Below are 25,885 nucleotides of genomic sequence, written 5' to 3'. Positions count from 1 at the left end.
CACAAAGCGCTTAATTATTAACCCAGCAAATCAATAATTCCTTTATATTTCTTGGGTCCAAGTTGCATATTTAATTAACTCATACTGTAAATAGAAATCTACACGGGGGCCTCCTTTATAGTATTTTCATGTGAGAAAGTACTTTATAGAGTTCGACTACTTCCTATGACTCAAGTACTCTCATCAAGGTGAAGCCGTTTATAAAACTCTTGGTGTGAAACATCAAATACCTACATAGGAACCTGACATCAAAGCCCCACAGACTAAGGACCGTCAACGCGAATCTTTCAGGATTACTTCCCAATTTTTCTAGGCAACCCTTTTCTTTTTGCAGTATCTCAATCTAGTTTCTTAGACTGTTTATTTCTTTATCATCACTTTGAGACTGAGATTTCGCTGTCTTTTTCATGCTAATACTGCGGCTGGGCTTCCCAACCAACTTGCCTTCTCTACTTTCAGCTGATTAGTGAGAGCTACCATTCTAGCCTTGAAATCTGCTGAGTATTCAACAATACGTTCTTCACTCAGTATTGCACCATTTTCTCCTACCCTATTCAAAAGACCGGCGTCTACTCACCGGAGGTAGGTTTCCCATGTCCTAGTGTTGCAAATGTGGACTATTAATCCGTTGCCGGGCGCGCGCCTGTGTCGCAGCTTTTTTGAAGATCCCGTGGGAATAGCAATCCCTGCTACACTAGGTCTTGATCACAGATCCACAGGCCTGTGGTGGCCTGTTCACTGCAGTGCCAGCAGACAAAGCGGAGCTGTGTGCGCGGACTACTGTAGAGCACCTCTATCATTGATGTGACCAGCAGTAATGAGAATCCACAACCAAAGGTAAGCCTACGTAGAGATGGCCACTGGCGGCAGTTACTTACCTGCGATAACCAAGCGGAACACGGCCAAGTGTGATAATCCCGTACTAGCCTACATTACTTTATCACCCTTCATTCAGGGAATTCTTGCGCCCAAATTGACGCCGGTAAACACCTATATACAAACACAATGTGAGTTATATACAGATTAGTGAGTTAACTTTTTAAGTAATAAACGGGGTGACCAACCTCCATGAAAAAGATTGTGATCATCGGTGGCGGAGCCAGTGGCCTTTATTTGGCAACTCGGCTTGGGCACCATTTCAACTCTACTCAAACACGAGGGTTTAAACATAAGGCCCCATCTGCTCAGATCACTTTAGTCGATAAGAATCGCACCCATACCTGGAAACCCCTTATCTATCGGGTAGCCGCTGGTACATTAGACACCAGTATGGATGCTCTTGAGTACCAAGTTCACGCCAGCTCTAATGGCTATGAATTCCAACTCGGCTCACTGCAGTCCCTCGACAGGAAGCGTCAAATTTTGACCCTAGGGGCGGTACTGAATGACAAAGGCTGCGAGCTAATACCTCCGCGTGAACTAGAGTACGACTATCTAGTAATCTGCGTTGGCAGCATAAGCGATGACTCCAATATAGAAGGGGTACGCGAGCACTGTATTCCCCTCGACAGCATTGAGCAGGCACACAAATTTCACAAGCACCTGCTCGATTACTTTCTATGCCTAGAAACAAACCCCGATAAAACATTACAAATTGCCATTATCGGCGGCGGCTGTACCGGAGTGGAGCTTTCTGCTGAACTGGTGGCTGCTAGTAGACATGTTAGCCAATATGGGCGTATCCGAACCGGAGCCATTGACATTACCTTAGTCGAGGCTGAGCCCCAGCTACTACCGGACTTACCGGCAAGATTAGGCAATAGCGCCGCGCGCGAACTATCTAAAATGGGGGTTCGTATACTTACCAACTGCCATATTAAAAATGTTAGTGCCAACAGCCTCACTACCGATGACGGCAAAGAGATTCCCGCAGCAATTCGAGCCTGGGTTACCAGGGTTAAGGCACCGGAATTCCTCACTCAGCTGGATGGCCTCATAACCAACCAGCGCAACCAGATAGAGGTGGAAACCACCCTGCAAAGCAAAAATGACCCCCATATCTTTGCTATAGGGGATTGCGCCGGCTGCATCGACGGTAACAATCGGCGTGTACCATCACGCGCACTCGCCGCGCAACAGATGGCCAAGCTCTGCTCCACCAACCTGGTCGCCCTGATAGAAAATAAATCCCTGGGGCACTTCCATTACCGGGATCGTGGTACGCTGGTTTCCCTTAGCACGAACACTGCTGTAGGAAACTTAAGGGGTGCTTTACTAAGAAAAAACCTTACCCTTGAGGGACGTATTGCCAGTTTGGCCTACCACTCCTTCTACCAAATGCACTTGGCGACAATTCATGGCTGGCCCAAGACCATATTGCTCTATTTACTTGGTCAAGCCAACCGCGCAATGAACCCCCGTCTTAAGTTGCACTGATAGGGATTAACTAAAAGCTATCGCAACGATAAAAGATGACTTTCCACCGAGGCCGCCTTAGTTCAGATTAATCTACACCGCCAGTTCAATAAAGCTAGTACCAATGCAGGGGATACTGACGCACCAGCAGCAAAGTATTATGGCAGTAGGTCTTCAAAGATCGGGGAACCGGCTTATTAGTAAATCGACCGTAAGAGCACCCGCCATAAAAAAGCTATGATCGCCTTCGGCGGCGCTAGCGGACTACACCTGGACATGCAGCTCGGGCACTATTTAAACTTTGCTCCAATCTTTGGGAAAAGGCACCTCGAAGCACAAGTCACTCTGGTTGATAAAAATCGCACCCACATTTGGTATTGTGGTCAACTCCAACCGGAAACTTCTTTAAACACATTTATTAAATTCGATGGGGGTCGTTTTCCCCAGTGTTGTATGTATTCTACGTGAGTTATAATAACCAATATAGGTTCTCACATCAGCTATAGAGCCCTCCCTTGTTGGATAGAGAGTCCCTGTTAACCACCCCTCGCTTCAAGCCGCTAAAAAAACGTTCAGTCGGTGCGTTGTCCCAACAATTTCCCTTACGGCTCATTGAACACACCATTTCATACTGCTTAATTAGCGTCTGTTGGATAGAGCCGGCCCTAGATCAAAATGATACAGAAGCCCCTTTGGTGGCGTATGCTAGTTGACAGCTAACATCAACGCACGGCTTACCAAAGCCACTTCCATCTAATGCTCAAGGTGCCACCCAACAATACGACGCGAGTAAAGATAAATTACTACTGACAAGTACAGCCAGCTCTGCAAAGTCCAGACGTACGTTATATCCATAGTCCAAACTTGATTTTGAGTACTCGGAGCCCCCCCTACTCAAAAAGTTCTCTCCAACCGGCAGTTGGTGCTTACTGACTGTCGTCAGTGTAAATCGCTTCTTGCGCTGTACTTCCAAACCTATTTTATTTATGATCTTGCGAACTCGACGGCCCTTAACTTCAAAGCTTTGTTTGCACAACAATCTCATTAGTCGACGGATTCCTGGGCTCTGCCTTGATTCTGGAAATAAGACCTTTAACTGCTCCTATTTACTTGAATTATCCGGCAAGCATCCTGATTGGAAGCTGCCCTGCTGACTCTTAATTAAGCTGTACTTAATTTCATTTCTATCGTAAATAAAGCACTGGATTTTTTAGGATTTATTTCTCCATATGCAACTGATTTAACTCAGCTCGTTTCTCCGTTACCAACTCCACTACCGCTTTACTCCAACTCCTTTACCCAGCCTCGTAGGTTATTGGCAGCGGTTCCTACAGTCTCTGCTGCATTAGAAATTGAATATCTCTACTCAGAGACTAGAGTTTCGGCGTCTCTATTGAATTCTGGCTTAAAATGCTGACGTGCCCCTTCTGTTGTCAGATTTCGATTCGCTTAGTAGTTTTACCATCTTAGCGAGTTGCGCGGAAGAAATAGACCACTACAATTTACTTGACCTTGGGCGCGGCTACTACGTAGTTTATCGCTTAAGAGGGTTTCCATCGTTGGCGGGTAGGAGCAAACCTTATTTTCACAGGATCTATCCATGGCATCAACCTGCTTTAGTACCTAAAACTATCCAAAGTGTCTAGGTGATGACAGGCTATTCAAAATGGCTCAGGCAGAAAATCATATTCAGAATAAGCTATCTCTAATTTATTGCTTAAGGCGAGCCATATGGTACACCCACAAAAGACAAAACCTTATGATCAGTGATATAGCCATAACCATCTTTAAATATTGAAAGTGCATGCTTAGCAAGCTTACTATTGGCACTCCAAACAGAATCTTCCAAAAGATATGTCTTGAACCGAAATGAAGCACTTTGTGCAGTAGCCAAAACACATATGTGTGTTTCCACACCAACAATAAAAATTGTATCAACCCCTAAACTTAGTAATTCCTCCTCCAGGAAGGTATCAACAAAGCCATTATAAACATGCTTTTCAACTACAACTACACTCTCATCTGCCAATTGCCAAACAGGCTCTATTATCTCCGCGCCCCAAGTATTTGACTTACAAGGGTAGTAACACCTACCTCTATTTTCCTCGCCCCGAAGAAAAGAATTACGATATTTATGATCTGGCTTAATAACTGTCTGCAACAGAAGAACAGGGATCCCTCTCTCTTTGGCAACCCTCATACATGAAATAACATTATTAACTACCTGTTCCAGATCATCACCCTTGCGGATAATTCGCGGACTCCAATCTCTACGTCGCGACGGGATTTTTAATTCAATATTACTGGAACCCCGTTGCCTGCGATCGTAATAGCCTCCCGCACAACAAAAATCGTTTTGCATATCGACAACAACCAGAGCCGCGTTGGTATTTGCTGACAGATAATTTAGCATATTGTCCTCTTCCATCATCAGCCCTACTCAAATGTTAGATATTAGGGGTACCAAAGCTGTTATAGCTGTCCCACGAAACCACAGCAGGACTATCCTATAAGTCTTAAATCGTAATACTTCGGACAGCTTTATCCAGCTATTGCCCCACAGTCACTACACCATTCGTAAACACTGAAAACTTTTCCACACATCAGATCCAGACCTAAATCGTTGAAAATTCTGTCCATGAAATGCTAGTTAAATTTATGGCGCTTCCAGCTGGCTATTTAAATAAATATTGCTTCGTCTATTGCTTCTATTTTTTTAAATTGAGGACTATCAACACTTCATTTACTCATAGATTGATAGCCTCTTTTCGTGCTGGCTGGCAGTAGATTAGACCTGTGTACTGTTTGACATCTTTGAATGAAAATTCTATTTAAAACATTGACTTATAATAGGTAATCCATGTCATCGCATCCAGTTTTGGGATGTCAAATACGGCAGGTAGTACGTGACTATATTTGTCGCCATTAATAAACTTTAGCATCACAACACGAATAGCTCTTTTCAACAAACTGACATAGACAGTCTTTGTGTAAACCTCAGCAGTATCATTAAGAGCGCCAACATGTTTAAAACGATTCAAATCGGCAACAAAGTCAACCGCTCCATCGTATCTTCTGGGGCGTTCTGTGCCTCTGTAAACACTTTTATACAGCCACCGCTCGCGTCAGATCGCCACCTGACAACGATATGTAATCTTGCCGGAATGATGGCCGAAACAGATTTCACCTTGGTGTAGGAAATAGCTGCAGGAAGATAATTAATATCTAGATCAAGGGATTTAGTGCAAGTTAGAAAGCATGGTGAGTATATAACTCATTTCGAGATCAGCCATCTTCGTCTAGGGTCTGCTGGACATCCATGGTATCAGCAATATTCGACTTCAGGTCAGTGACGCTAATCATAGATATTTAAAGGCCACGGTGTGAGGTTCCAAAAATATCATTGTAATACCACCCCATTTCCTCAGTCGTTTCTTCTGATTTACAGTTAAAACCGGCACCTATATCCATCACACATTCATGGTTGTTTAGGAAAATGTGCATGAAAATCCTGCATTGAGCTTAACGAAGTAAAAGTTACGACAAAGCTGTCAACGATTGAGTTTCTCACTGGCTAAACTGTATCGTTCCATGTTCAGAAACTTCACTTTTCCTGGAAGACCATCAGCACAGGAAACAGCATGAACATGAAATTTTTTTTAGTTTTTTGACTTGAAACTCGAACAAAAAACCTTTCACTATATCTTCCATAGACAGGTATTAAACCAAATAGGTCCAGGAACTTTATTTTCTCAATTTCTGTCTATGGTTCCCGCCCGTTTTATTTTTAAAACTATCCGAAGTATTGTGATTAGCAGCATCTACCAAAACCTGCAAAACGAGAAATATAGACCTCATATCAGATAAGGTGGGCATTAAAAATAGCTTCAGTGATATTTTTTGAATTTATGGGCTATTTGTAGTCAACCTCTATAAAGTACACAGTCCCGTTTCAATATTATTGATTCTACCGTTTTATATTCAGTGAAATTGGTATTTAAATGACAAGAAGTCGACCTATTCAGTCACATCCTTTAAAAGTAGGCACATTGCGCAAGAGACCACATGAACGCAGATCCCAATTGAGAGCCGACAGGGATCTTTTCACAGTATAACTCTAGTGTGATATCTTCCTTACGGCCCAGCAGGAAATAAAATTTTCCTAAATACTGCCCTCCGACTCCACTACCAAAATGCGGGCCTCTCCGATAGGGTGTGCAACATGCTCGGTTCCTTCAGAGGCATAAAATATATCACCAGATTCCAACAGGGTGGACTCTGTCCTCCCCCCAGTTTTAAAAAACATCTCCACGCAGCCATCGAGTACAGCAAAAACCTCTTTTCCATCGTTGACATGCCAAACATAAGGCTTATCACTCCAATGCAACCTGATGGTAATTCCATTCATATTGGTGATTAATTTAGATGCCCAGGGCTTTTCACCTGTAAAATCCCTACTTCGAAAAATATCCACAGCTTCAACTCTAATTATATATTTCGATTTATGATTCAAGAATAACTATTATTCTCTGTCAGCCTCCACTGGCACCTGTGAATTTTCACTAACAGCTTCATCACAGGTCTCACCGCCAAATTCATCCACTCGCCTTACGCCAAAAGTTACCGTCGGCGGTATTCCCATTCCCAGGTCAATATCGGCAACCCGGTAATTACAGCCCTTGGCTTTCAAAATAGCATTGACCTTTTCCTGCTTTTCAACGGCCTTAATCACAGTATTTGCTAGGACTTCATCGCTGCTGAATGCAGTTACTGACTCGTTAACTTTTTCACCAAGCTCCTTAGCTTTTTCAAAAATTCCCATAAGGCTTCCTCTCTCCCCTAATTATTGAACGGAGAAATCATAGGTGAAATATCAAAGAGAGGAAACTGGATAGTATCACTCCATACGGTAACTCACCCCTACCCTAAATGCTTAACATACCTTTGTTCCAAATTGGTCCGCCACCATCGACTTCTTGCCCTCTAATTCAGAAGCCTTGGTCACGCTCTCCCGGTTCAAAGACTGCCAAGCTGCCTGACTAACCATCCACATGAGTGATATATCAGTCAAAAACCTGCCCTGTCTTGCCCCCCCCAGATTGATGTGTCACTATCATTTTTTTTAGGTTTGGTAACGATAAATGAGTGGGCGCAAGCAGTTCGATGAGTCACAAGTACTAGACAAGGCCATGCGCGTTTTCTGGGAAAAAGGCTACAAAGCAACTTCCTTGTCGGATCTTGAATCGGCCATGGGACTGAATAAATCCAGCATCTACAACACCTTCCAAAGCAAGGAAGGGTTGTATGGCCGCTGTCTGGAACATTTCCACACCCAATATGCCTGCGATGCTATGGATACCTTGAACCACCCGGACTTCCGCACAGCTATGGGCGGCTTCCTGGAAATGCTTCAGTCAGGTATGGAGAGCTCTGAAACTCCTGAAGGCTGTATCGCTACTATGGCAGCAATGGAGGTGGGTGCCAGTGAAGGGTTTCTCGCTGACCTGGTAGCCAAGGGTACCAATGATATGCTGAACCGGATCGAAACCCGTATGCAAAAGGCTATTGACGATGGCCAATTGCAAGCCGGTGTCGATTGTGCCGCCCTCGCCGCGATGGTTATGGCGGTAAGCCGAGGCGTAGTGGCCCTGAATAAAGGCACGGGCAGTACCATAGCAGGCAAAAACAGTTACCAACAGCTATCCACAATTCTGGACCAGTATACACTTCCCTAAAAAAAGCCCACCCCAAAACTTCTTGCCTCTTTGGGGTGGGAATGGGGGTATTCCTGTGAGAATTAACTTTTAAAAATAGCGACGTAATTCCAACTGAAAATAGTCGTCGTTGCGCAAATTGTAGGTAGGGTCTTCTTCATCGGCATTACCGAAAAAACGCGCCTCTGCTTCTATTAACCAGCGGTCATTTAGTCGGTGGGTCAGTTCCAGATTGGAAAAACGACTACCGTTATCCAAATCGGTACTTACGGCAAATAAAAGCTCCGTATCCTGGGTATTATTTAGGGCGTATCGCGCACCTATCGCAATGTCATTTTGACTGGCCGTAGACCAAGGTCCGGTACGATCATCAAATTGATACTCCATTAATACCCCAAGATCTGAGACCGTTTCGCCAATACCATAAAATGTATATTCGAAACCGCCGACAGCTGCTGTCTGTCGATCTTCACCGCGAGGTTTAAATGAAATAGCTTCAAACTTCCACAACCAATCTCCACGGGTAGTTTGGATGTCCACACCCGTCTGATCGATCTGTGCATAGTAAGGCGCAAGCAAGCCATCTTCAGTAAGCAATAATAATGGATCCCGATTAGTGCCGGAAAAATGGCTGAGGCCCAGGTCCCAATCTCCAAGCACATGGCTGTAACGCAAGGCCCAATCTATGTGCTTCTCCTCCCGGTCAGATTGATAGACCGCAGCATCCTCATCCACCGGCAGCGGAGTACGCAATCGCCCTTCCCGGCCAGCAAACTGACGCTCGCGAAAACCCAGTAAACCGTACACCTCCAGTGTTCCCCAATCACGCTCCATCAGGAGGTTAATCATGGGTTGGCCAAGCTTGTCTTCACCATCGATATTTTCCAGTGCATCATCCTGGTTAATCACATCCACCAAGTGCACGGTTTCAGTAACTCCCCAAAATACTTTGCGCACCCCGGCGTAAAGCTCGAAACTATCGTAAGCTTTCCACCAGTAAAGCTCACCGAGATCCGCGTGATTGCGATCGCTATCCTCACTGTCCCAGCGCCCAAAGACACTGGCCACAACACGCTGGTTTCCATCGTCAAAATCCCGGTAGTACTCGAGATTTAAAGACGCAGAAAGACCAGCATCACTTTGTGCTGAATCCAAAGGGTCTGCGGTGAATGCGCGGGCCTCCAGGCCCGCATAACCGCTCAACTCATTTGCTCCAGCCATATGACTCAACGCCGCCAGTAGTGGCAACAAAGTGAGTATTTTTCGGTTAGCCATGGGCGCAATCCCTATTTCGCCCTGGAGAGACTATTTTTGGTGAAGTCGCGATCGGTAAAACCATTGCCAAATACCCAGTCGCCGTACAACAACTCCGTGGATTTACCAGTCTGGTGATTAACCATTTCCATTTTATTGGCTCGCCAGTATTGATCGCCGTACTGGTTGTAGTCGGAAATCGTGAGGGTCTTCATCAGGTCCCCTTTTCGGTCATAATAGTCGGTTCTCCATGCGCGGTACTCCTCTGTATCAACCCAAAGGTGTTGAATGGAATAACCGGATTTAGGATCAACCGGGTCCAACTCCAGAACAAAGTGATCGCGGCCATCGAAAGACTCGTTGCGCAAATATTTATAGGTGTATTTCTCCACCTCCTGTGAGGCGATATCTTCATAGGAGAATTCACTACCCATAAATGGTCCAGACTTGTTACTGGAGGAAATACGCTTTACTCGCTTTAAAGCAGGCAAATAGAGCCACTGGTCATCGGAGCCCACTTTATGAGTAAAGGACAAAAATGCTGTGCCCTTTACATCCCGAGGGTTGTCAAAAATCACCAGGGATTTATCTCCGTCATTTTCCTGCTCCAGAGTTTTGGTGCGCATAGCCCGCACACTCTCCTCACCATATTTATTGCGCAGGGTCATTGTAAGGCTGTTGCTGAGATCGCCGAATCCCAAGTCGCGGCGGTCCGCCTCCTTGGCAATTTCCAGACCTTTTTCTGCGGCCAGATCCAGTTCACTGGCAGAAACAGATAAAGCTGCCAGAGCCAGGGCACCTGCTAGGGCCCGTGTCAAAAACTGTTTTTTAGAGCGGCTGGGTTGCATAGTTTTGCTCCTTATTTTCAATAGGGGTAATAGCGGGGTCGTACGCCTTGGCATCGAGCTTCATCAAGAGAATCGGAAGAAGTAGGAAATCCGCCAGCAAGGCCATCAAAATGCAAATTGCAGTCAGAAGTGCCATGGAAGAATTCATACCGAAGGAGGACTGGGCCAACACCATAAATCCGGCAATCAGAATGACTGAGGTCACAACTATCGCTACACCCACTGAAGAGAAGGCGTAACGCAGTCCGTCCTCCACGTTATAGCCTGCACGGCGCTGGCGCAGGTATTTACTGAGGAAGTGCACTGTGTCATCTACCACAATACCCAGTGCCATACCGGTCACCATAGTGACAGCCACATTGACTTCAGCTACCAGTGCACCCCAGAGGCCAAATGCCAGGCCGGCCGGCAACAAGTTGGGAATTAAGCTTAAGAAACCGAGTTTGACACTGCGCAGGGCAATACCAATCAGTGCAGAAATTAACACCAACGCAACCAGAGTGCCCACCAACATGCCCTCCATATTGCGCTCGGCAATATTGGCAAACATGATCGCCGGACCTACACCATAGGCAGTTACACCAATGTTTTTCTCCAGCCAATTACTGCCGGCATCAGCTACCGCTTTGAGTTCTTTCGACTTGAGATTATCGAGAGTTACAATAATCTGCGTTGACGACTTAGCCACATTCAGCTGATTATTTAAATCCAAGCCATAGGGGAGAGACAGCTCGTACAGTAATAAATACTGGGCTGCCAATTCCTGGTCTTCGGGCAACCTGTAGTAGGACGAATCGTCAGCATGCAGATTTTTGTTCAAGCGCTTGAAAGTATCGCCAATGGTATTGACATGGCGCACCCCGGGCTGGGCCTGCATCCACTCAGTGAAACGCTCCAGATTGGCAAGAAATTCCGGATTGCTGACACCATTGTTGTCACCGGATTCGATCGAGTAAATCAGCTGGTAAATACCAGAGAGGTTCTCATTGATATAATCTGAATCGGTTCGGAACTCCACAGATTCATCAAAGTAACCAACAAAGTCATCATTAATCTCATTGTTTGGAATCATTGCCAGTAATCCCAACGAGACAATGACTCCCACGAGTAATATCGGGCGCTGACGGCGAATCACAAAATCTCCCAGAGTATCCATGGAGCGTCCAATTTTGGACTCACTGGCGCGACTCTTGGCTGGAAGTATCGCCATCAATGCAGGCAGTAAGGTAACCGATAAGAAGAAAGCCACCATCACACCCATCGCGGTAATATTACCCAGATCGTGGAAAGGAGGCGCATCGGAAAAGTTCATCGACAGGAAGCCAATGGCGGTAGTGATCGAAGTTAAGAACACAGGCCCCATGTTGAGCTGCAAGCTCTCTTTAATTGCATCGTGCTTGCTGAGTCCACGGCGCATTGCAGCAAACAGGCTCACCAATATATGTATCGAATCCGCCACTGCGAGAGTCATAATAATGGTGGGCGCAGAAGCGGAGGGCGGTGTCAATTTAACACCTATAAAACCGGCCAAACCCATTCCTGCGGCCATGGAGAAGACGATAACCAGCAGCGCTGCAAAAGTCGCACTGAAGCTCCGCACCAACAAAAATACAACTGCAATAATCACCAGGTACATGAGCGGAACTAAGGTGCTCATATCTGACTGAGAGGCTTCAAAAAATGCATTACTCAGTAAAATAATACCGGTCGCATAGACCTCTACATCGTATTTTGCCTCAATCTCTTCCATCAATGCCTGTGCAGCTTCAGCCGCTTCAGGGGTTTCATGCATGGATTTTTGTGGAAGCTGGAAGGTGATATTTATCCCTGTAACGGAACCATCACTATTTACCAGGCGCTCCTTCAAGGTGGGATCTGCCAGCGCTACAGCCTTGATAGAGGCCAGGGTTTCTGCATCTAAATTGCTGGCATTTTCCACCAAGTCCTGTACCAGGAGGTCATCTTCCTCGGCAATGGTGTGCTGGAAGTTGGTGATTGAATCCACCCGCAGCGCATAGGGTAACAACCAGGATTTCTCGGTCATCTCCTCTACGGCTGCCAGGGTATCATTGGAAAAGGCATTGCCATCTTTAGGCACTACCGCAAACAGAATATTGTCATTCTTGGTGTAAGTGCGCTGGATTTGCTCATAAGCTTGTAGTTGAGGATTAGCTTCACTAAAGAATGCCCGGTAGTCATTGTTGAAACCCAGGAATCTTGCTCCGCTTACCGCAAAGAAGGCTAACAGTAGTGCGCCAATGGCTACCAGCCATCGATATCGAATAAGCCAATCCGCATAACGGCTGACCCAATTCGAAGGTAATTGGGGGGATGACATTAAATCAGCTCCTTCAAACAACTTAATAGAAAAATAATTAATCAACAACCTAAGCAAATGGGTATTTACTTACGGCCACAGAATCTCGTAATAGCCAATATAAGATCAGCTACAAAATTTGATAAAAAGGCACACTATGCCATCAGCCAAACCGTAAATGTGGCCGAGACATCAATAAAGAGTTATCGCTTTAGGCGTTATAAAAACCACTTCTTTGTAATTAATGGTAGCCAATAATCAGACAAAGCTTAACTTTCCCCACCACGAGAGAGCCACCGAGTTAAGAGAATACCTAATTTACAGTGTCGTAAATCTAACAATAAATATAATAATTATTTATATATGCCTGAGACATACAGATATATTCGTAACCTGCCTATTATTATCACTATAAATTAACCCGTTAATTATCCTCTAAGAAATAATTAGAGGGCTCGACAAGTTAAACATCTCTAATTATTTCCAACCTATGACCTATCAGTATAACTTTCTGTGCCACTCAGTCTCGTGAAAACCTTGAGAGCCTCCTGCGACCCTCATTGTTCTGTGGTTATAGCTCTTTCCACAACCTACGCAGAACATCTTGAACCGTTCGGTTCATCATGTCAACAGCGGAAACTGAAAATATATAAAGGCAAGCCAGCTCGAGGGAGTCGGTTACGCAAAATCTGGGGTAGAATCGGCCGACGATAATGAGAATGAAGGAATTGTGCTGTGAAAAAACTGCTCCTGCCCATCGCAATCGGTGCATCGCTGCTAGCTACCCATGCTTCTGCAAGCGACCCTAAGCCTCAGCAATTGCTGGAAAACACTGAGTCCAAAGTGATTGAGTGGCGCCGCCACCTGCACCAGAACCCAGAACTGGGCAATCGCGAATTTGAAACAGCCAAATATATTGAAAAACACTTACGTGCACTGGGCCTTGAAGTGGAAACCGGTATCGCCCATACCGGCCTTGTGGGCTTTTTGAGGGGCGGAAAACCGGGACCAACTGTTGCCTTGCGCGCGGACATGGACGCTCTGCCAGTCACCGAGAGAACCGATGTGCCCTTCGCTTCCAAAGCGAGAACCACTTACCAAGGTAAAGATGTTGGCGTTATGCATGCCTGTGGCCACGATACCCATGTGGCCATGCTGATGGGCACTGCCGAGGTCCTGGCAGGCCTTCGCGATGAGCTGGCTGGAAACGTCTTGTTTATATTCCAGCCCGCAGAAGAAGGCGCACCGGACAATGAAGAAGGTGGCGCGGAGTTAATGCTCAAAGAAGGAATCTTCAAGAAGTACAAGCCGGACGTGGCCTTTGGCCAGCATGTCACTTCCTCGCTACCCACCGGCGTCATCGGCTATCGCTCGGGCCCGCTTATGGCCGCTGCCGATGAATTCCGTATTACCATCAATGGCCGCCAAACCCATGGCTCACGCCCCTGGGGTGGAGTGGACCCTATTGTCGCCGCCGCACAAGTCGTAATGGGCACCCAAGCCATTGTCAGCCGCCAGATCGACATCACCAAAGAGCCCGCAGTCGTTTCTTTCGGACGTATTGACGGTGGTGTCCGCAACAATATCATTCCCGATAGTGTCTATCTGAATGGCACCATCCGTAATTTTGATATGGATAACCGTGCAGAAATTTTCAAACGCTTAAAAACCACTGCGGAGTTAATTGCTGAAAGCTCCGGTGCAAGCGCAGACGTGGAGATTCTGGAAGGCTATCCGGTAACGATAAATAATGCAGAGCTGACAGAAATGGCCCTGCCTATTCTGAGATCTGCTGTCGGCGACAAGAATGTTGTAGAAGTACCCAAAATCACGGGGGCAGAAGATTTCTCCTACTATGCCAATGAGGTCCCTGGCTTTTTCTACTTCCTGGGGGTAACTCCTAGAGATCAGGATGCCAGCCAAGCTCCAAGCAATCACTCACCGCTTTTCTATGTGGATGAGGGCGCTTTGCGCAAGGGTACTGAAGCGCTGACCCTGTTAACTTTGGATTATATGGCGAACTATAAAAAACAGTAATTGTAAAAAGAGCCTCATTTTGAGGCTCTTTTTTAGATGCTTGTTACTCTTAAAACTCGATATTAAAGATTACAACACCTTCGCAGGTGAATACCTTATTATCGGCATTAAGAGTCCAGCAAAATACTAGGCACTTTCAGATTGCCCTCTAGTAGTAGGACGCCGTCTCGGAGCTCGTTGTGGCTTCTGTCCATCACTGCGACCAGCCTCAGCACCGCGCCCTTTACCTTTACCGTTATCGCCCGCGCGCTTGGCTGGAGCACCTTTACCCGCAGAGGCGTTACCACTGCGGCCGCTAGAATTTCCACGCCCCTCAGGCTTACCGCGTCCATTGCCGCGGTTGCCCCGACGCTCCTCGCTATTGCCGCGCGCTTCACGCCGCCCTTCACTCTTCTGTGAGTTACCCGCTGGGCGCTTGCTGGAGCCGGGCTTTTGCAACCCACCCCGCTTTGGATTTCCAGATGCGGGCACCTGGTGGTCTGGCTCAAACTCTTCGATTTCCTCGCGCGGAATTGGCTTGCCGATCAAGCGCTCAATATCGCGAAGCTGCTTAATCTCATCAGCGCTAACAAGAGATACCGCTTGTCCCTGAGCGCCCGCACGCCCTGTGCGGCCAATACGGTGGACATAGTCCTCAGGTACATTGGGCAAATCAAAATTTACTACCTGGGGCAGTTGGTCAATGTCGATGCCTCGGGCCGCGATATCAGTCGCCACAAGAATCTGAACCTTGCCAGCCTTAAAGTCCGCCAGGGCACGAGTTCGTGCATTTTGACTTTTATTACCATGAATGGCTGCTGCCAGGATGCCGTCACCTTCGAGCTGCTTCACCAGCCTGTTGGCACCATGTTTAGTTCGACTAAAGACCAAGGCTTGGTGCCAGTTATTCTCCCTAATCAAATGACTAAGCAGTTTCGTTTTTCGAGCCTTATCCACAGGATGGAGTTTCTGTCGCACCGATTTAGTAGTGGAGTTGCGTGGACTGACATCAATTTCCAGCGGGTCTTTTACCAAGCCTTTCGCCAGCTGACGAATATCTGGTGAAAAAGTTGCGGAGAATAGAAGGTTCTGACGCTTAGCCGGTAAAATCCTCAATACTCGTTTGATATCGTGAATGAAGCCCATATCCAGCATGCGGTCTGCTTCATCAAGTACCAGGGCTTCTAAGCGATCGAAGCGAATTGCCCCTTGATTGTGCAGATCCAGCAAGCGCCCAGGGGTAGCTACCAAAATATCCGCTCCGCCTCGCAGACGAGAAATCTGGGGGTTGATCTTCACACCACCAAACACCACCGCATGGCGCATAGGCAGGTACTGGCTGTACCCCTGCACATTATCGAAAACCTGAGCCGCCAATTCACGGGTTGGAGTGAGCACCAGTGCGCGTACTTGCCCTTTTCTAGCGCGCTCCCCCTGGCTAAGACGATGCAACAGCGGCAAAGTGAAGCCAGCCGTCTTACCGGTACCAGTTTGGGCTGCGGCCATAATATCGCTGCCCTTCATTACCGCTGGAATAGCTTGTGCCTGGATTGGCGTAGGCGCAGTGTATCCCTGCTCTGCAACGGCACGGGCAATCTCCTGGGCAAGGCCCAGATCTTCAAACAACATAAAAAAACCTCGAACTGCGCCGCAGGCGCAATCAAACACACTCACTCCCCCTGAGGGAATGAAGAGAGAAATCGGAGTCGACATCGGGAGCCTGTATTGCTCCCAGCGTGTACAGCCGTCTAATCGCCAGTCCTCGTAACCGGCGCGCGGCATTCAGTAGAAATTTCCTGGAAGAATTTTTGAAAAGTTCCGGAGGGGCTACCGGCGGATCACCGGCCTACAAATGACGCAGCTGAGAAAAATCAGCGGCGGTACTATACCACACAAAGGCTGACTGTATAGTTTCGCCCAGCCAAACTCCTTTCCTTTATAGGTTTATACAGAGCAGTTGTTGGGGAGGTCGTCTTCAGGACCGTAACATAGTTTCACGTTCGCAGCGCGAGCGTCTATCTTTGAGGTACCCCATCCCGTTGCGAACTTGTAAAACAAAGCTGCTCAAAGCAGCCAGGATAGGAACCGTTATGTCACCCAACAACAGTGTGAATACTGAACACCAAGTTGAGCTGATCACCCTCGGCAATGGACGCAAAGTCTCAATACGCCCCATCTGTCGCAGTGATGGCCAGCTTGAGAAAGAACTAATTGAACAGTTGTCTCCAGAAACTCGCCGCGATCGCTTTATTGGCGGAAGCTGTAAAGCCAGCCAAAAGCTATTGGAGTTACTCACAGATAACGACCACCATGTACATGAAGCTTTTATTGCACTCTGCAGTAGTGACAGAGCACAAAGAGCTGTTGCTATAGCACACTACGCACTTGACGTTGACGGACGCGCTTGTGAGTGTGCCGTTGTGGTGAGCGATGACTGGCAGGGGTTAGGTTTGGGACGCTTAATGTTAAAGCGACTCATCAACTGCGCTCAGGATCAGGGGCTTGAACGAATCTATTCGATTGAGTCAGCACAAAATAGACGAGTGGACAGTTTCGCAAAATCCATGGGCTTTACCTGTAAAGCCGATGCCAAAGACTATACCCTGCTCACCTATACACTAGAATTGAAAGCTAATATTGAGACTAATGGCTTTAGTCACAAAGAGGAAGTTTCCCGAATAAATTTGGAGTAAGTGAGTAATTTAAGAATTTCAGTCCATATTTATATTTATTTATCTATATGAAGCAGGTGCCCTTGGTACTTGCTTCATATATTTTCTACTTAACTGTACATCGTTTTCCCAATGCAGTCTTGGCGACCTCAAAATTTCTTACAGTTATTGGTCTTTTACAAAACGACCTCAAGAGAAGTTGGATCACCACCGTCCGCCAAATTTCCATATACTTATTTTGTATTTATACGCTCCACACCAGGGTACCGCTCACTTGCCCATTCATGGCAGATATCTGCCAAGTATTGGGCTAAATCTTTCTCACTAATTTCTGAAGGTATTGATATCCCGGCACTGCGACGCTTACCTTCATTGCCCTGATAGAATGTGGCCCAGCTATTCGACTGCCTTTCGATCAAAACCTCTCTACCAAAAACATTGAATTTAAGCTTTTTCATAAATAACTATGTACAACTAAAATGCCTCAAAGCTTTGCAATTGCTCACACAAATTTCGAAAACCTATTTTCTTTGCATGGATACAATACGCTCTCCATCAGATACAATAAAGTATTTGCAGGAGTTAATTTAACTCCTGCAAACCCAATAATTTCTTCTTTTATACCACTCTTCTTAATCAAAAAAAGCATCACACGCCAATGGCCCACTAAATTCGAGCAAGGCCTGAGGCATTTGAATTTGCTCCTTCAACTGTCCAAATTGATACAGATAGAAGTTGACATCTGCCTGCATGGATTTCATATAACTCTGCTCACCACCAAAAATAATTACAGAGGGAAACTCCAGTGGATAAAAGCTGGCAATGTCTGCCTTTGCTTCGACAACTAACTTGTATGAAATTTTGTTAAGTTCAACTTGTAGATAACCAGAACAGGCATCTGCTTCCCGCTTAACAGAGAAGCCATTAAAAGCCGGTAAAAAAATCAGGTCATACTCTTCAGAAACATATCGCCCCGCCCACATTTCAATCTCTGAGTCACCCAGTTTAGCTCCGGTAATCATATAGTAGAGGTCATCTGTTAGCCCCATTGAATAGATCATACCGGCACTGGATTCTTTGTCATACCAGCCCTTATCCAATTGCGCATAGCCAGCACCGGCTAGAGACATAGAACCATCAAAATAACTGTAATTGACTGGGGTACCGACCGTATAAAGGAACCACTTTCCTCCTACCCCAGGTATCTCAGGAATAAATCCAAAAGGGGTTTGACCGGGGTTTAACCCATGCCAGTAATGGTGGTGTTCACCAGCCCACTCCATATTAAACAGGAAATCTGGATGTAAGACCTGTACACCCTGCTCATCGGCCACAACTACTCCCGGTACTTCATAATAGAACTCATCAATACCTTCGGGGTGCTTCAAGATCACTTCATCAAAAAAGAGATCATACTTCGTGGTAGCTCCGGTCTCTGAAGAAAAAGCTAAATGGATATAGGCTTTAGGCTTGACAACTGCAAAGTCAGGTGCAATATAGGTTTGTAAACTAACTTTGAAATATCCTACATCGGGAATTGCAATGTTATAGAACCATTGCTCGGCCCAGGTTTCGTCAGAGCTAGGCTCATGTGCACTTAAGTCACTTAGAGTGGTAGCACCAACAAATATGGGAGATATCATTAATCCGATTACAATCAGTATTCTTTTTATCATAAAACACATTGAATAATCCTCTTTTACTCTTCACTAGTTACATTACGACAACAACATTTAAGCTAGGCATTAATCCAAAGCCGAATTGCCAGCCACAAGATACTAGCCGTACAGTGCAAGATTATTTTTTCATTTCTTATGGGTGTTAATTATTTGCGATCTATTCTACAAAGATAATCAAATACATTTATTTTAATTTTTTGGTCAATCAACCTTCTGCTCAGCAAAAGTGAATAGTCATAAAAGCAGCGTGATATTCCTCTTTAATCGCGAAAAAACACCTAAACTGTTGGATAAAATCCCCTCCTCTCGGCGCTTTAATTAACATGAATAAGAATATTCCTTCCAAGTTACCAATAATGATTGGTGGTGAGTGGATTCAGTCCAAAAGTACTGAGTGGCTGGATGTAACCAACCCCGCTACCGGCGATGTTCTTACACAGGCGCCATTGTCTACCCAGACTGAACTGGAGAATGCAGTAATTTCCGCCAAAGAAGCATTTGACCAATGGCGAAATACGCCGGTTACCGCAAGAGCACGGATTATGTTGAGGTACCAGGCGCTTCTGAAAGAAAATCAGGAGCTGCTGGCTGAAATCCTCAGCGAGGAAACAGGTAAAACTTTTGAGGATGCCAAAGGGGACGTCTGGCGCGGTATTGAGGTTGTTGAGCATGCAGCCAATATCGCTTCACTAATGATGGGTGAAACCGTAGAGAATGTTGCCAACACCATCGACTGTTACTCCTATCTACAACCTATTGGAGTTTGTGCGGGGATCACACCATTTAATTTCCCCGCAATGATTCCACTGTGGATGTTTCCAATGGCGATTGCCTGTGGGAATACTTTTATTCTGAAACCCTCTGAACAGGATCCTGTCACGCCTTGCAAACTGGCCGAATTATTTGCTGAAGCGGGGGCTCCAGCAGGTGTTTTACAGGTAGTACATGGCGGCAGGGAACAGGTGGATTTTCTTCTAACGCATCCCGGCATTCAGGCCATTTCATTCGTTGGTTCAGTCCCCGTAGGGCGGCATATTTACCAGATGGGTACCCAGCACCTAAAACGAGTTCAAGCTTTTGCCGGTGCAAAAAACCATATGGTCGTGATGTCCGATGCCAATAAGGCTGCGGCTATTAATAATATTGTTGGATCATCCATCGGAGCTGCCGGGCAACGCTGCATGGCGATTTCCGTCGCTGTACTTGTTGGGGAGACACAACAATGGGTAGACGACATTAAAGACGCTATGTCAGCTATCAAGCCCGGTCATTGGAAGGATACGCAAGCGGGCTTCGGTCCACTAATATCACCCGCTGCTCGTGCGAGGGTGCTTGGGTATATCGCCCAGGGCAAAAAGGAAGGCGCCCGCTGTGTATTAGATGGCTCTGAAATTACTGTCGAAGGGTTTCCCAATGGAAACTGGGTTGGTCCCACCCTATTTGCCGATGTAACTTCGGACATGTCGATCTATACCGACGAGATTTTTGGTCCCGTACTTTGCCTGGTAAATGCCGACTCCCTGGAAGAAGCAATCCAATTAATCAATAACTGCCCCTATGGCAATGGCACCTCAATATTTACGGCTAGTGGCGCTGCCGCACGTAAGTTCCAACACGAAATATTAGTGGGGCAAGTCGGTATTAATGTACCTATTCCAGTGCCATTACCTTTCTTTAGTTTTACCGGCTGGCGAGCGTCTTTTTACGGTGATCAACACGCTTATGGAAAACAAGCTGTACGGTTTTATACCGAAACCAAAACTGTTACGGCACGCTGGTTTGACAGTGATATAGAGCATGCAGAGCACACCAACTTAACCATACAGCTCAAATAATGTTAACTGGAGAGCAGCATGACTAAAACAGTCGCATTTTTAGGGTTGGGCCATATGGGACTGCCTATGGCCACCAACCTGGTCCAGGCGGGCTTTGAAGTTAAAGGGTTTGACCCGGTCACTGAAATACTGGATACCGCTGTAGAAAGCGGTATCAAAAAGTGCTCCTCTCCCCAAGAGTCCGTCGAGGAAGCAGATTTTGTGGTAAGCATGCTGCCTAATAGCGCGGCGGTTGAGTGCCTGTATATTGATACCGACAAACTACTCGACAGTATTTCTCGCGACTGTTTGATTATCGACTGCTCCACTATTTCTTCCAACAGTTCTAAGCGCCTTATTCGTGAAGCCAGAATCAAAGGCCTGCAAGCCATTGAAGCCCCTGTTTCCGGGGGAGTGGCGGGTGCTAGCAAAGGGACTTTGAGTTTTATGTGTGGGGGAGAGGCCGGTGATGTCGACAGGGCCCGGGAAGTTCTAGAGCCAATGGGTAGCAATATTTTCTATGCAGGAGCAGCGGGATCTGGCCAAACAGCAAAGATTTGTAACAATATGCTGCTGGCTATTCATATGATTGGTACCGCTGAAGCCCTACAAATGGGGGTAGATAATGGACTCGACCCCAATGTGCTCTCCGACATTATGTTAAAGAGTTCAGGAGCCAACTGGTCCCTACAAAATTACAATCCCTATCCCGGAGTAATGCCCGAAGTTCCAGCGAGTAAAAACTATAGCGGTGGCTTTATGGTAAAACTTATGTGTAAGGACCTGGGGTTGGCGCAGGAAGCAGCCACTCAGAGTAAGAGCTATACGCCTCTCGGCTCAATGGCGCGCAATCTCTATGGAATTCTCAATTTGCGCGGAGGTAGTGATTTGGACTTCTCATCTATTCAAAAGCTATTTCAAGAAGTGGATTAGCCGCGTAGCAGGCTGGGTATCCACAACCCCTGCCGCAGCTCCACTTCTCTCCAGCACCAGTTACTGGCTATGGTTGCATGACTTTACCGAGAATTCGGATTTCACGCACTTGATCCCACTCTATAGCAAAGTAGAACTTTTGTTTGCGTCCAGCATTACTGGGAATCGTGAGTTCTTCAGGGTTTCCTTTGCCCCTAAACAAGTTGGTTGCATAGCCATCCTGGTCAATAAGGATCACTGCCTCGGAGCTATCCAGGTCGATTAACCGCACGGGGAAGTCATTTTGATTTTTAAAACCAACTTCAACATAGCAACCACTCTCTGCATGGGCGGTCACTGCGATAACGTCGCTTTCCAGATACTTATTGAGATCTTCCAGCGTATTGATAAGTACAGCACCATCAGTACTCTGCCCTGTTTTACGTCCATCAACCACACCTTCACTGGCACCATCCATCAGGTTTTTACCAAAGCTGACGATGTTAGACATCACTGATTTTGCCGTTTCCGCTACGCCACTCTCTTGCTCATCTGTATTTTGCTGTGCAAACGCAGAGGAACATAAAATCAGGCCGGCAATTAAAATCGTTCTTCGCACTGATATCTCCATATCCTTTACTATCCATTCCAACTTAAGCCAGCTCCAGTTAGCTGGCTTAAGTTGGGAATATTAGCAAAAGAAATATTGCTTGGAAAAACGATTAGTGTTTGCGCGGTACAAAATCAGGATTACTGTCCCTGCCCTGTTGCTGCAATTTGAACCTCTCGAATATTTACATGCTGGGGCTGGGAGTACATGAACATAGCTGTGCGAGCAATATCCTCTGCATTAATTGCACCACCAATGGATTCTTTCCATTGTTGATAGGCCTCAATAATTTCTGCTGAGGTAGTGTGGCTTAGCAGCTCTGTTTCCACCGCGCCGGGGCATATGGTCATTACACGTACCCCGGTAGGCGCCACTTCCTCGCGCACGGTTTCACCAATAGCAGAGACAGCATATTTGGTACCACAGTACGCAGCATGATTGATAAATGTTTTTACTCCAGCAATAGAACTGATATTGATAATGGTCCCGGAATGGCGAGTTTTCATATCCTCCAAAACTGCCTGCATACCGTTAAGCAAGGCCAATACATTCACATCGAACATTTTCCGCCACTCATCGGGGTTCTGGGTTTCAATATTGCCCAGTAACATTTTGCCGGCATTGTTAATCAGACAGTCAACCGGACCAAACTGAGTCTCAGCCTCACGAATTGCCTCGCGCAAGGCTGCCATATCAGTCACATCCACTTTCCTGCAAAGAGTATTTGGCAGATTTAAAGCTTCCAGCTTGTCCACACGCCTTGCCAACAATAATAGAGGATGCCCGGCAGCAGACATATGTTGGGCAATGGCAGCACCAATACCTGAACTGGCTCCAGTAATAACAACGAGTGGTTTGGACATGGGCTCTCTCTCCTTCAATGAGTTATCCCGGCGGATAGTTTTGTTTAAGTAGACCCAGTATAGGAATTCCGACTAATATGATTAGCCCAACCAATAGGAAAACATTGTTTGGTTTTTATGAACAATATCTCATGGCGCGCTATTCGTGCATTTATTCAGGTGGCCGATGCCGGAAGCTTCACCGCTGCAGCGCGGGACAGCGGCTTTTCCAAGGCCAATTTGAGCCAACTGGTCACAGAGCTGGAAACAACCCTGGATATACAGCTTCTCTACCGCACGACAAGACAACTGCGTCTTACCGAGATTGGTGAGGGTTACTATTTGCGTTGCAAGCAAGCGATGCAGCAGTTGGATTCAGCCGCCGAGTGGGCCAGTGAATCAAAGGGAGGACTGGAGGGAAACATCCGCATCAACGCTGTTGGTGGCATTATCGGAGAGAGCTTAATTGCTCGGCTGGTGATCAAGTTTCAGCAGGCCAATCCAGGAGTTAGAGTTCATCTGGACTTTTCCAGCACCCGAGTAGATTTGATTCAAGACCAGTACGATTTGGTTATTCGTATGGGCAGTTTGCCGGACTCCTCTCTAATCGTGCGTAAACTTCACACTATCAAAACCCGATACGTAGCCAGCCCAAAGTTCCTTCAAGAATATGGACCTATAGAAAAACCTGCTGATTTAGCATCTGTACCGCTAATTTCCGGCAGTGTAGATCAATGGCTGCTGACACGAGGTAAGAATCAACAGGTTGTGCAAGTTGAAAACAGCACTAAATTGATTAGCGGAAGGGTAATGCACCGCGCTGCAATTGAGGGACTTGGAATTACCCGGCTGGCAGATATCTATGTCCAGGCAGATATTGCCAGTGGGCGTCTGGTTGAAATTCTGCCCGGCTGGTCTGAGTCTACCGAGCTCTCCATGGTATGCCCGCCCCTACGCCACCAATTATTACGGGTGCGCAATTTGATGCAGTGGCTAAAGGAAGGTTTTGCGGATATTTATTTACAGGCTTTAGCTGTTAGTCCTATTGAATAAAGTACCTCAAATAAACGCGAACAATTTGTCTCTGTGACTAGCTTTTCCTAATTACCGTCAAAGTTCACCTTCTGATTGTTTTATTGCCTGTAATTCCACCGGTGACAAAGCCTTGTAGCCACGCAAATAGGGCCAGCCATACCCCCAGCGAAATGGGGTGGGTAAAAAAGGCGTACCGCCAACCCGAACTCCAAGTAACATCATTAGTGCAACTTCTTCTTCCCCGGTTCCAGCTACACAGACTTCCAGATCTTTATCCGCCTGCTCGCGTTCATCGTATGTGCCCCCTTTCCAGTAGGCATAATCATGGGCAATACAGCAGTCGAGCCACAACTCCTGTTGATCAAAAGTTCCATCGGGAAATGCGCTACAACCATCAGTAGTAAATGGTTCTATTTCCTGCGCAAAGGCTTCCAAACTCAATAAGGAAATGAACAACAACCAGCGGCACATCAGTTCTACTCACACACTCGAAAAAAGTAAATCGGCTCGGACACTGGAATATAACCCCACCTCTTCGATAAACCACTAAAAATTGAATTTAAGCCCACTTGCCATTAGTGTCCATTAGACACATAATGTTTCAAGACTTATTATTCAAGCCCTGGAGAGACCGGGGTTTACTCACAGCAAGGAGCTTGCTGCTATGGCCCTGCACTACGATTTTGCCGTTTTTATCGGTCGATTCCAGCCATTCCATTCCGGACATCTAAAAGTAGTCCAGTGCGGATTAGCTCAGGCCCAGCACCTGATTATCCTGATTGGCTCCGCCAACCAGCCCCGCAATCCTCGCAACCCCTGGACTCATCGCGAGCGGGAACAATTTATCAGGAAAAGCTTAAGCCAGAGTGACAACAAGCGCCTGACCTGCCTACCTTTAATGGATGTGCCCTATAACGATGAGCTGTGGGTACGCAATGTACAAAACTCCGTTAACGGCATAGTGACCGCTCATCACACCATTCCCCACAAGCCACCTCAAATTGCATTAATCGGGCACCAGAAAGACCAGAGCGGTTTTTACCTCAACCTCTTCCCCCAGTGGGGATCCCTTGGGGTGGAGAATCACAACGAAATCAGTGCAACCCCCTTTAGGGAGGCACTATTTACCGACAGCGCCGATAGCTTGTTGAATTCACTCAACCAAGAAAAGCAATTGCCAGAGGGCACTATTGGCGCTTTAAGAGAGTTTGTGGAGACCAATCCAGCCTACGGCGAAATGCGCGAAGAAATGGCATTCATCCAGCGCTACAGATCCTCCTGGGCCACCGCTCCCTATCCGCCAACTCACGTTACTGTCGATGCTGTAGTGGTCCAATCTGGCCATATCCTGCTGATAGAGCGACGAGCTTTTCCCGGGCGGGGTTTATGGGCGCTGCCCGGTGGTTTTGTCGACCCCGGTGAGCGACTGATCGATGCCTGCCTGCGAGAATTGCGAGAGGAAACACGCCTTAAAGTCCCGACACCAGTGTTGAAAGGATCTATACGCCGGCAGGATGTATTCGATGAACCCTATCGCTCGGCCCGTGGAAGGACTATCACACACGCCTATTACATAGAACTGGCTCCCAGCCAACAGCTACCCAAGGTAAAGGGCGGTGACGACGCTCGCCATGCCCGCTGGGTTCCCCTCGCTGATCTGGACCCTCAGCAGCTATTTGAAGACCACTATTACATCATTCAATCCCTGATTGGCGGTGCCTAAAGCTGGTAGGAGGTGGCCAATTGCCGCCTCTTGCACATTCAACAACTCGCATTACCTTCACCAATACCCAAAAAAACACGCCAATACTTGACAG

At 46.6% G+C, this 25,885-nt stretch carries 21 protein-coding genes and 2 pseudogenes; 9 read left to right on the top strand and 14 right to left on the bottom strand.

The genetic code is table 11. The annotated features are described in order from the left end of the window. The first annotated feature begins 1,068 nt into the window (after positions 1-1,068). Positions 1,069-2,376 carry an NAD(P)/FAD-dependent oxidoreductase gene (locus tag ACYX4J_RS01350; RefSeq protein ID WP_445359056.1) on the top strand — a complete coding sequence of 436 codons (1,308 nt, stop codon included), beginning with the start codon at positions 1,069-1,071 and terminating at the stop codon, positions 2,374-2,376. A gap of 384 nt (positions 2,377-2,760) precedes the next feature. On the opposite strand, the pseudogene ACYX4J_RS01345 reads toward ACYX4J_RS01350, so the two are convergent. From ACYX4J_RS01345 to ACYX4J_RS01335, 3 genes and pseudogenes are all read right to left on the bottom strand, one after another. Next, a pseudogene (locus ACYX4J_RS01345) lies at positions 2,761-2,880 on the bottom strand (IS3 family transposase); the annotation flags it as partial. 228 nt (positions 2,881-3,108) lie between these two features. Continuing rightward, positions 3,109-3,219 (bottom strand): annotated as a pseudogene (locus tag ACYX4J_RS01340) (DDE-type integrase/transposase/recombinase); the annotation flags it as partial. Positions 3,220-4,072: 853 nt separating this feature from the next. Continuing rightward, positions 4,073-4,786 (bottom strand): cysteine hydrolase family protein, encoded by a 714-nt coding sequence (locus ACYX4J_RS01335; protein WP_445359057.1) that lies wholly within the window; start codon positions 4,784-4,786, stop codon positions 4,073-4,075. Between the two features lie 592 nt (positions 4,787-5,378). On the opposite strand from ACYX4J_RS01335, the gene ACYX4J_RS01330 reads away from it, so the two are divergent. Next, positions 5,379-5,552, top strand: coding sequence for a hypothetical protein (locus tag ACYX4J_RS01330; RefSeq protein ID WP_445359058.1), 174 nt, complete (start codon positions 5,379-5,381; stop codon positions 5,550-5,552). Positions 5,553-6,517: 965 nt separating this feature from the next. On the opposite strand, the gene ACYX4J_RS01325 is transcribed toward ACYX4J_RS01330, so the two are convergent. Next, complete coding sequence (locus tag ACYX4J_RS01325) at positions 6,518-6,829, bottom strand: cupin domain-containing protein (protein WP_445359059.1); 312 nt, start codon at positions 6,827-6,829, stop codon at positions 6,518-6,520. A gap of 48 nt (positions 6,830-6,877) precedes the next feature. Then, entirely contained in the window at positions 6,878-7,177 is a 300-nt protein-coding gene (locus ACYX4J_RS01320; protein WP_445359060.1) for a hypothetical protein, read from the bottom strand. 319 nt (positions 7,178-7,496) lie between these two features. Here ACYX4J_RS01320 and ACYX4J_RS01315 point away from each other — a divergent pair, with 319 nt between their 5' ends. Beyond that, the gene (locus ACYX4J_RS01315; protein ID WP_444895932.1) at positions 7,497-8,090 is read left to right on the top strand and encodes a TetR/AcrR family transcriptional regulator; all 594 of its coding nucleotides are present in this window, start codon (positions 7,497-7,499) and stop codon (positions 8,088-8,090) included. Between the two features lie 69 nt (positions 8,091-8,159). On the opposite strand, the gene ACYX4J_RS01310 is transcribed toward ACYX4J_RS01315, so the two are convergent. The 3 genes from ACYX4J_RS01310 to ACYX4J_RS01300 are packed head-to-tail and all read right to left on the bottom strand — an operon-like array spanning position 8,160 to position 12,509. After that, positions 8,160-9,344 carry a hypothetical protein gene (locus ACYX4J_RS01310; RefSeq protein WP_444895931.1) on the bottom strand — a complete coding sequence of 395 codons (1,185 nt, stop codon included), beginning with the start codon at positions 9,342-9,344 and terminating at the stop codon, positions 8,160-8,162. 11 nt (positions 9,345-9,355) lie between these two features. Further along, on the bottom strand, positions 9,356-10,171 hold the full coding sequence (locus tag ACYX4J_RS01305; RefSeq protein ID WP_444882942.1) for an outer membrane lipoprotein-sorting protein: 816 nt from the start codon (positions 10,169-10,171) through the stop codon (positions 9,356-9,358). Further along, complete coding sequence (locus tag ACYX4J_RS01300) at positions 10,152-12,509, bottom strand: efflux RND transporter permease subunit (RefSeq protein ID WP_476177691.1); 2,358 nt, start codon at positions 12,507-12,509, stop codon at positions 10,152-10,154. The genes ACYX4J_RS01305 and ACYX4J_RS01300 overlap by 20 nt, the downstream gene beginning before the upstream one ends. A gap of 714 nt (positions 12,510-13,223) precedes the next feature. Here ACYX4J_RS01300 and ACYX4J_RS01295 point away from each other — a divergent pair. Next, complete coding sequence (locus ACYX4J_RS01295) at positions 13,224-14,525, top strand: M20 family metallopeptidase (RefSeq protein ID WP_476177690.1); 1,302 nt, start codon at positions 13,224-13,226, stop codon at positions 14,523-14,525. Between the two features lie 126 nt (positions 14,526-14,651). On the opposite strand, the gene ACYX4J_RS01290 is transcribed toward ACYX4J_RS01295, so the two are convergent. Continuing rightward, positions 14,652-16,133, bottom strand: coding sequence for a DEAD/DEAH box helicase (locus ACYX4J_RS01290; RefSeq protein WP_444895928.1), 1,482 nt, complete (start codon positions 16,131-16,133; stop codon positions 14,652-14,654). 461 nt (positions 16,134-16,594) lie between these two features. Between ACYX4J_RS01290 and ACYX4J_RS01285 the strand changes: the two genes are divergently transcribed. Next, complete coding sequence (locus ACYX4J_RS01285) at positions 16,595-17,197, top strand: N-acetyltransferase family protein (protein ID WP_475709278.1); 603 nt, start codon at positions 16,595-16,597, stop codon at positions 17,195-17,197. Between the two features lie 212 nt (positions 17,198-17,409). On the opposite strand, the gene ACYX4J_RS01280 is transcribed toward ACYX4J_RS01285, so the two are convergent. Both ACYX4J_RS01280 and ACYX4J_RS01275 read right to left on the bottom strand, forming a co-directional pair. Beyond that, positions 17,410-17,634 (bottom strand): DUF7661 family protein, encoded by a 225-nt coding sequence (locus tag ACYX4J_RS01280; RefSeq protein ID WP_444934320.1) that lies wholly within the window; start codon positions 17,632-17,634, stop codon positions 17,410-17,412. Between the two features lie 174 nt (positions 17,635-17,808). After that, positions 17,809-18,861, bottom strand: coding sequence for a hypothetical protein (locus ACYX4J_RS01275; RefSeq protein ID WP_444959768.1), 1,053 nt, complete (start codon positions 18,859-18,861; stop codon positions 17,809-17,811). Positions 18,862-19,178: 317 nt separating this feature from the next. Here ACYX4J_RS01275 and ACYX4J_RS01270 point away from each other — a divergent pair, with 317 nt between their 5' ends. Then, positions 19,179-20,690 (top strand): CoA-acylating methylmalonate-semialdehyde dehydrogenase, encoded by a 1,512-nt coding sequence (locus ACYX4J_RS01270; protein WP_475709277.1) that lies wholly within the window; start codon positions 19,179-19,181, stop codon positions 20,688-20,690. Positions 20,691-20,708: 18 nt separating this feature from the next. After that, complete coding sequence (gene mmsB / locus ACYX4J_RS01265) at positions 20,709-21,602, top strand: 3-hydroxyisobutyrate dehydrogenase (protein WP_444911636.1); 894 nt, start codon at positions 20,709-20,711, stop codon at positions 21,600-21,602. A 67-nt stretch (positions 21,603-21,669) separates the two neighbouring features. Here the strand turns inward: mmsB and ACYX4J_RS01260 are convergent, their stop codons facing one another. Together ACYX4J_RS01260 and ACYX4J_RS01255 are read right to left on the bottom strand one after the other, a co-directional pair. After that, on the bottom strand, positions 21,670-22,200 hold the full coding sequence (locus ACYX4J_RS01260; protein WP_444911637.1) for a hypothetical protein: 531 nt from the start codon (positions 22,198-22,200) through the stop codon (positions 21,670-21,672). A gap of 131 nt (positions 22,201-22,331) precedes the next feature. After that, positions 22,332-23,054, bottom strand: coding sequence for an SDR family oxidoreductase (locus tag ACYX4J_RS01255; RefSeq protein WP_444895922.1), 723 nt, complete (start codon positions 23,052-23,054; stop codon positions 22,332-22,334). A 117-nt stretch (positions 23,055-23,171) separates the two neighbouring features. Here ACYX4J_RS01255 and ACYX4J_RS01250 point away from each other — a divergent pair, with 117 nt between their 5' ends. Next, entirely contained in the window at positions 23,172-24,086 is a 915-nt protein-coding gene (locus tag ACYX4J_RS01250) for a LysR family transcriptional regulator (protein WP_444916190.1), read from the top strand. 57 nt (positions 24,087-24,143) lie between these two features. Here ACYX4J_RS01250 and ACYX4J_RS01245 read toward each other — a convergent pair whose 3' ends face one another. Then, positions 24,144-24,539, bottom strand: a complete 396-nt coding sequence (locus tag ACYX4J_RS01245; protein WP_282931030.1) for an FAD-binding oxidoreductase — start codon at positions 24,537-24,539, stop codon at positions 24,144-24,146. A gap of 139 nt (positions 24,540-24,678) precedes the next feature. Here ACYX4J_RS01245 and ACYX4J_RS01240 point away from each other — a divergent pair, with 139 nt between their 5' ends. Further along, on the top strand, positions 24,679-25,791 hold the full coding sequence (locus ACYX4J_RS01240; RefSeq protein ID WP_476178640.1) for a bifunctional nicotinamide-nucleotide adenylyltransferase/Nudix hydroxylase: 1,113 nt from the start codon (positions 24,679-24,681) through the stop codon (positions 25,789-25,791). Positions 25,792-25,885: the final 94 nt, after the last annotated feature.

This window comes from Microbulbifer sp. ABM4_008 (assembly GCF_056311705.1).
Note: the sequence above shows the minus strand (reverse complement) of the source record. Positions and strands in the feature narration are given on the sequence as shown.

Bases quoted from the DNA above. Each gene is read 5' to 3' on its own strand.
- ACYX4J_RS01245 (WP_282931030.1), bottom strand. From the start codon at position 24,539: ATGTGCCGCTGGTTGTTGTTCATTTCCTTATTGAGTTTGGAAGCCTTT.
- ACYX4J_RS01275 (WP_444959768.1), bottom strand. From the start codon at position 18,861: ATGTGTTTTATGATAAAAAGAATACTGATTGTAATCGGATTAATGATA.
- ACYX4J_RS01305 (WP_444882942.1), bottom strand. From the start codon at position 10,171: ATGCAACCCAGCCGCTCTAAAAAACAGTTTTTGACACGGGCCCTAGCA.
- mmsB (WP_444911636.1), top strand. From the start codon at position 20,709: ATGACTAAAACAGTCGCATTTTTAGGGTTGGGCCATATGGGACTGCCT.
- ACYX4J_RS01330 (WP_445359058.1), top strand. From the start codon at position 5,379: ATGTTTAAAACGATTCAAATCGGCAACAAAGTCAACCGCTCCATCGTA.
- ACYX4J_RS01250 (WP_444916190.1), top strand. From the start codon at position 23,172: ATGAACAATATCTCATGGCGCGCTATTCGTGCATTTATTCAGGTGGCC.
- ACYX4J_RS01255 (WP_444895922.1), bottom strand. From the start codon at position 23,054: ATGTCCAAACCACTCGTTGTTATTACTGGAGCCAGTTCAGGTATTGGT.
- ACYX4J_RS01280 (WP_444934320.1), bottom strand. From the start codon at position 17,634: ATGAAAAAGCTTAAATTCAATGTTTTTGGTAGAGAGGTTTTGATCGAA.
- ACYX4J_RS01310 (WP_444895931.1), bottom strand. From the start codon at position 9,344: ATGGCTAACCGAAAAATACTCACTTTGTTGCCACTACTGGCGGCGTTG.
- ACYX4J_RS01335 (WP_445359057.1), bottom strand. From the start codon at position 4,786: ATGATGGAAGAGGACAATATGCTAAATTATCTGTCAGCAAATACCAAC.
- ACYX4J_RS01290 (WP_444895928.1), bottom strand. From the start codon at position 16,133: ATGTTGTTTGAAGATCTGGGCCTTGCCCAGGAGATTGCCCGTGCCGTT.
- ACYX4J_RS01300 (WP_476177691.1), bottom strand. From the start codon at position 12,509: ATGTCATCCCCCCAATTACCTTCGAATTGGGTCAGCCGTTATGCGGAT.
- ACYX4J_RS01315 (WP_444895932.1), top strand. From the start codon at position 7,497: ATGAGTGGGCGCAAGCAGTTCGATGAGTCACAAGTACTAGACAAGGCC.
- ACYX4J_RS01320 (WP_445359060.1), bottom strand. From the start codon at position 7,177: ATGGGAATTTTTGAAAAAGCTAAGGAGCTTGGTGAAAAAGTTAACGAG.
- ACYX4J_RS01350 (WP_445359056.1), top strand. From the start codon at position 1,069: ATGAAAAAGATTGTGATCATCGGTGGCGGAGCCAGTGGCCTTTATTTG.
- ACYX4J_RS01270 (WP_475709277.1), top strand. From the start codon at position 19,179: ATGAATAAGAATATTCCTTCCAAGTTACCAATAATGATTGGTGGTGAG.
- ACYX4J_RS01285 (WP_475709278.1), top strand. From the start codon at position 16,595: ATGTCACCCAACAACAGTGTGAATACTGAACACCAAGTTGAGCTGATC.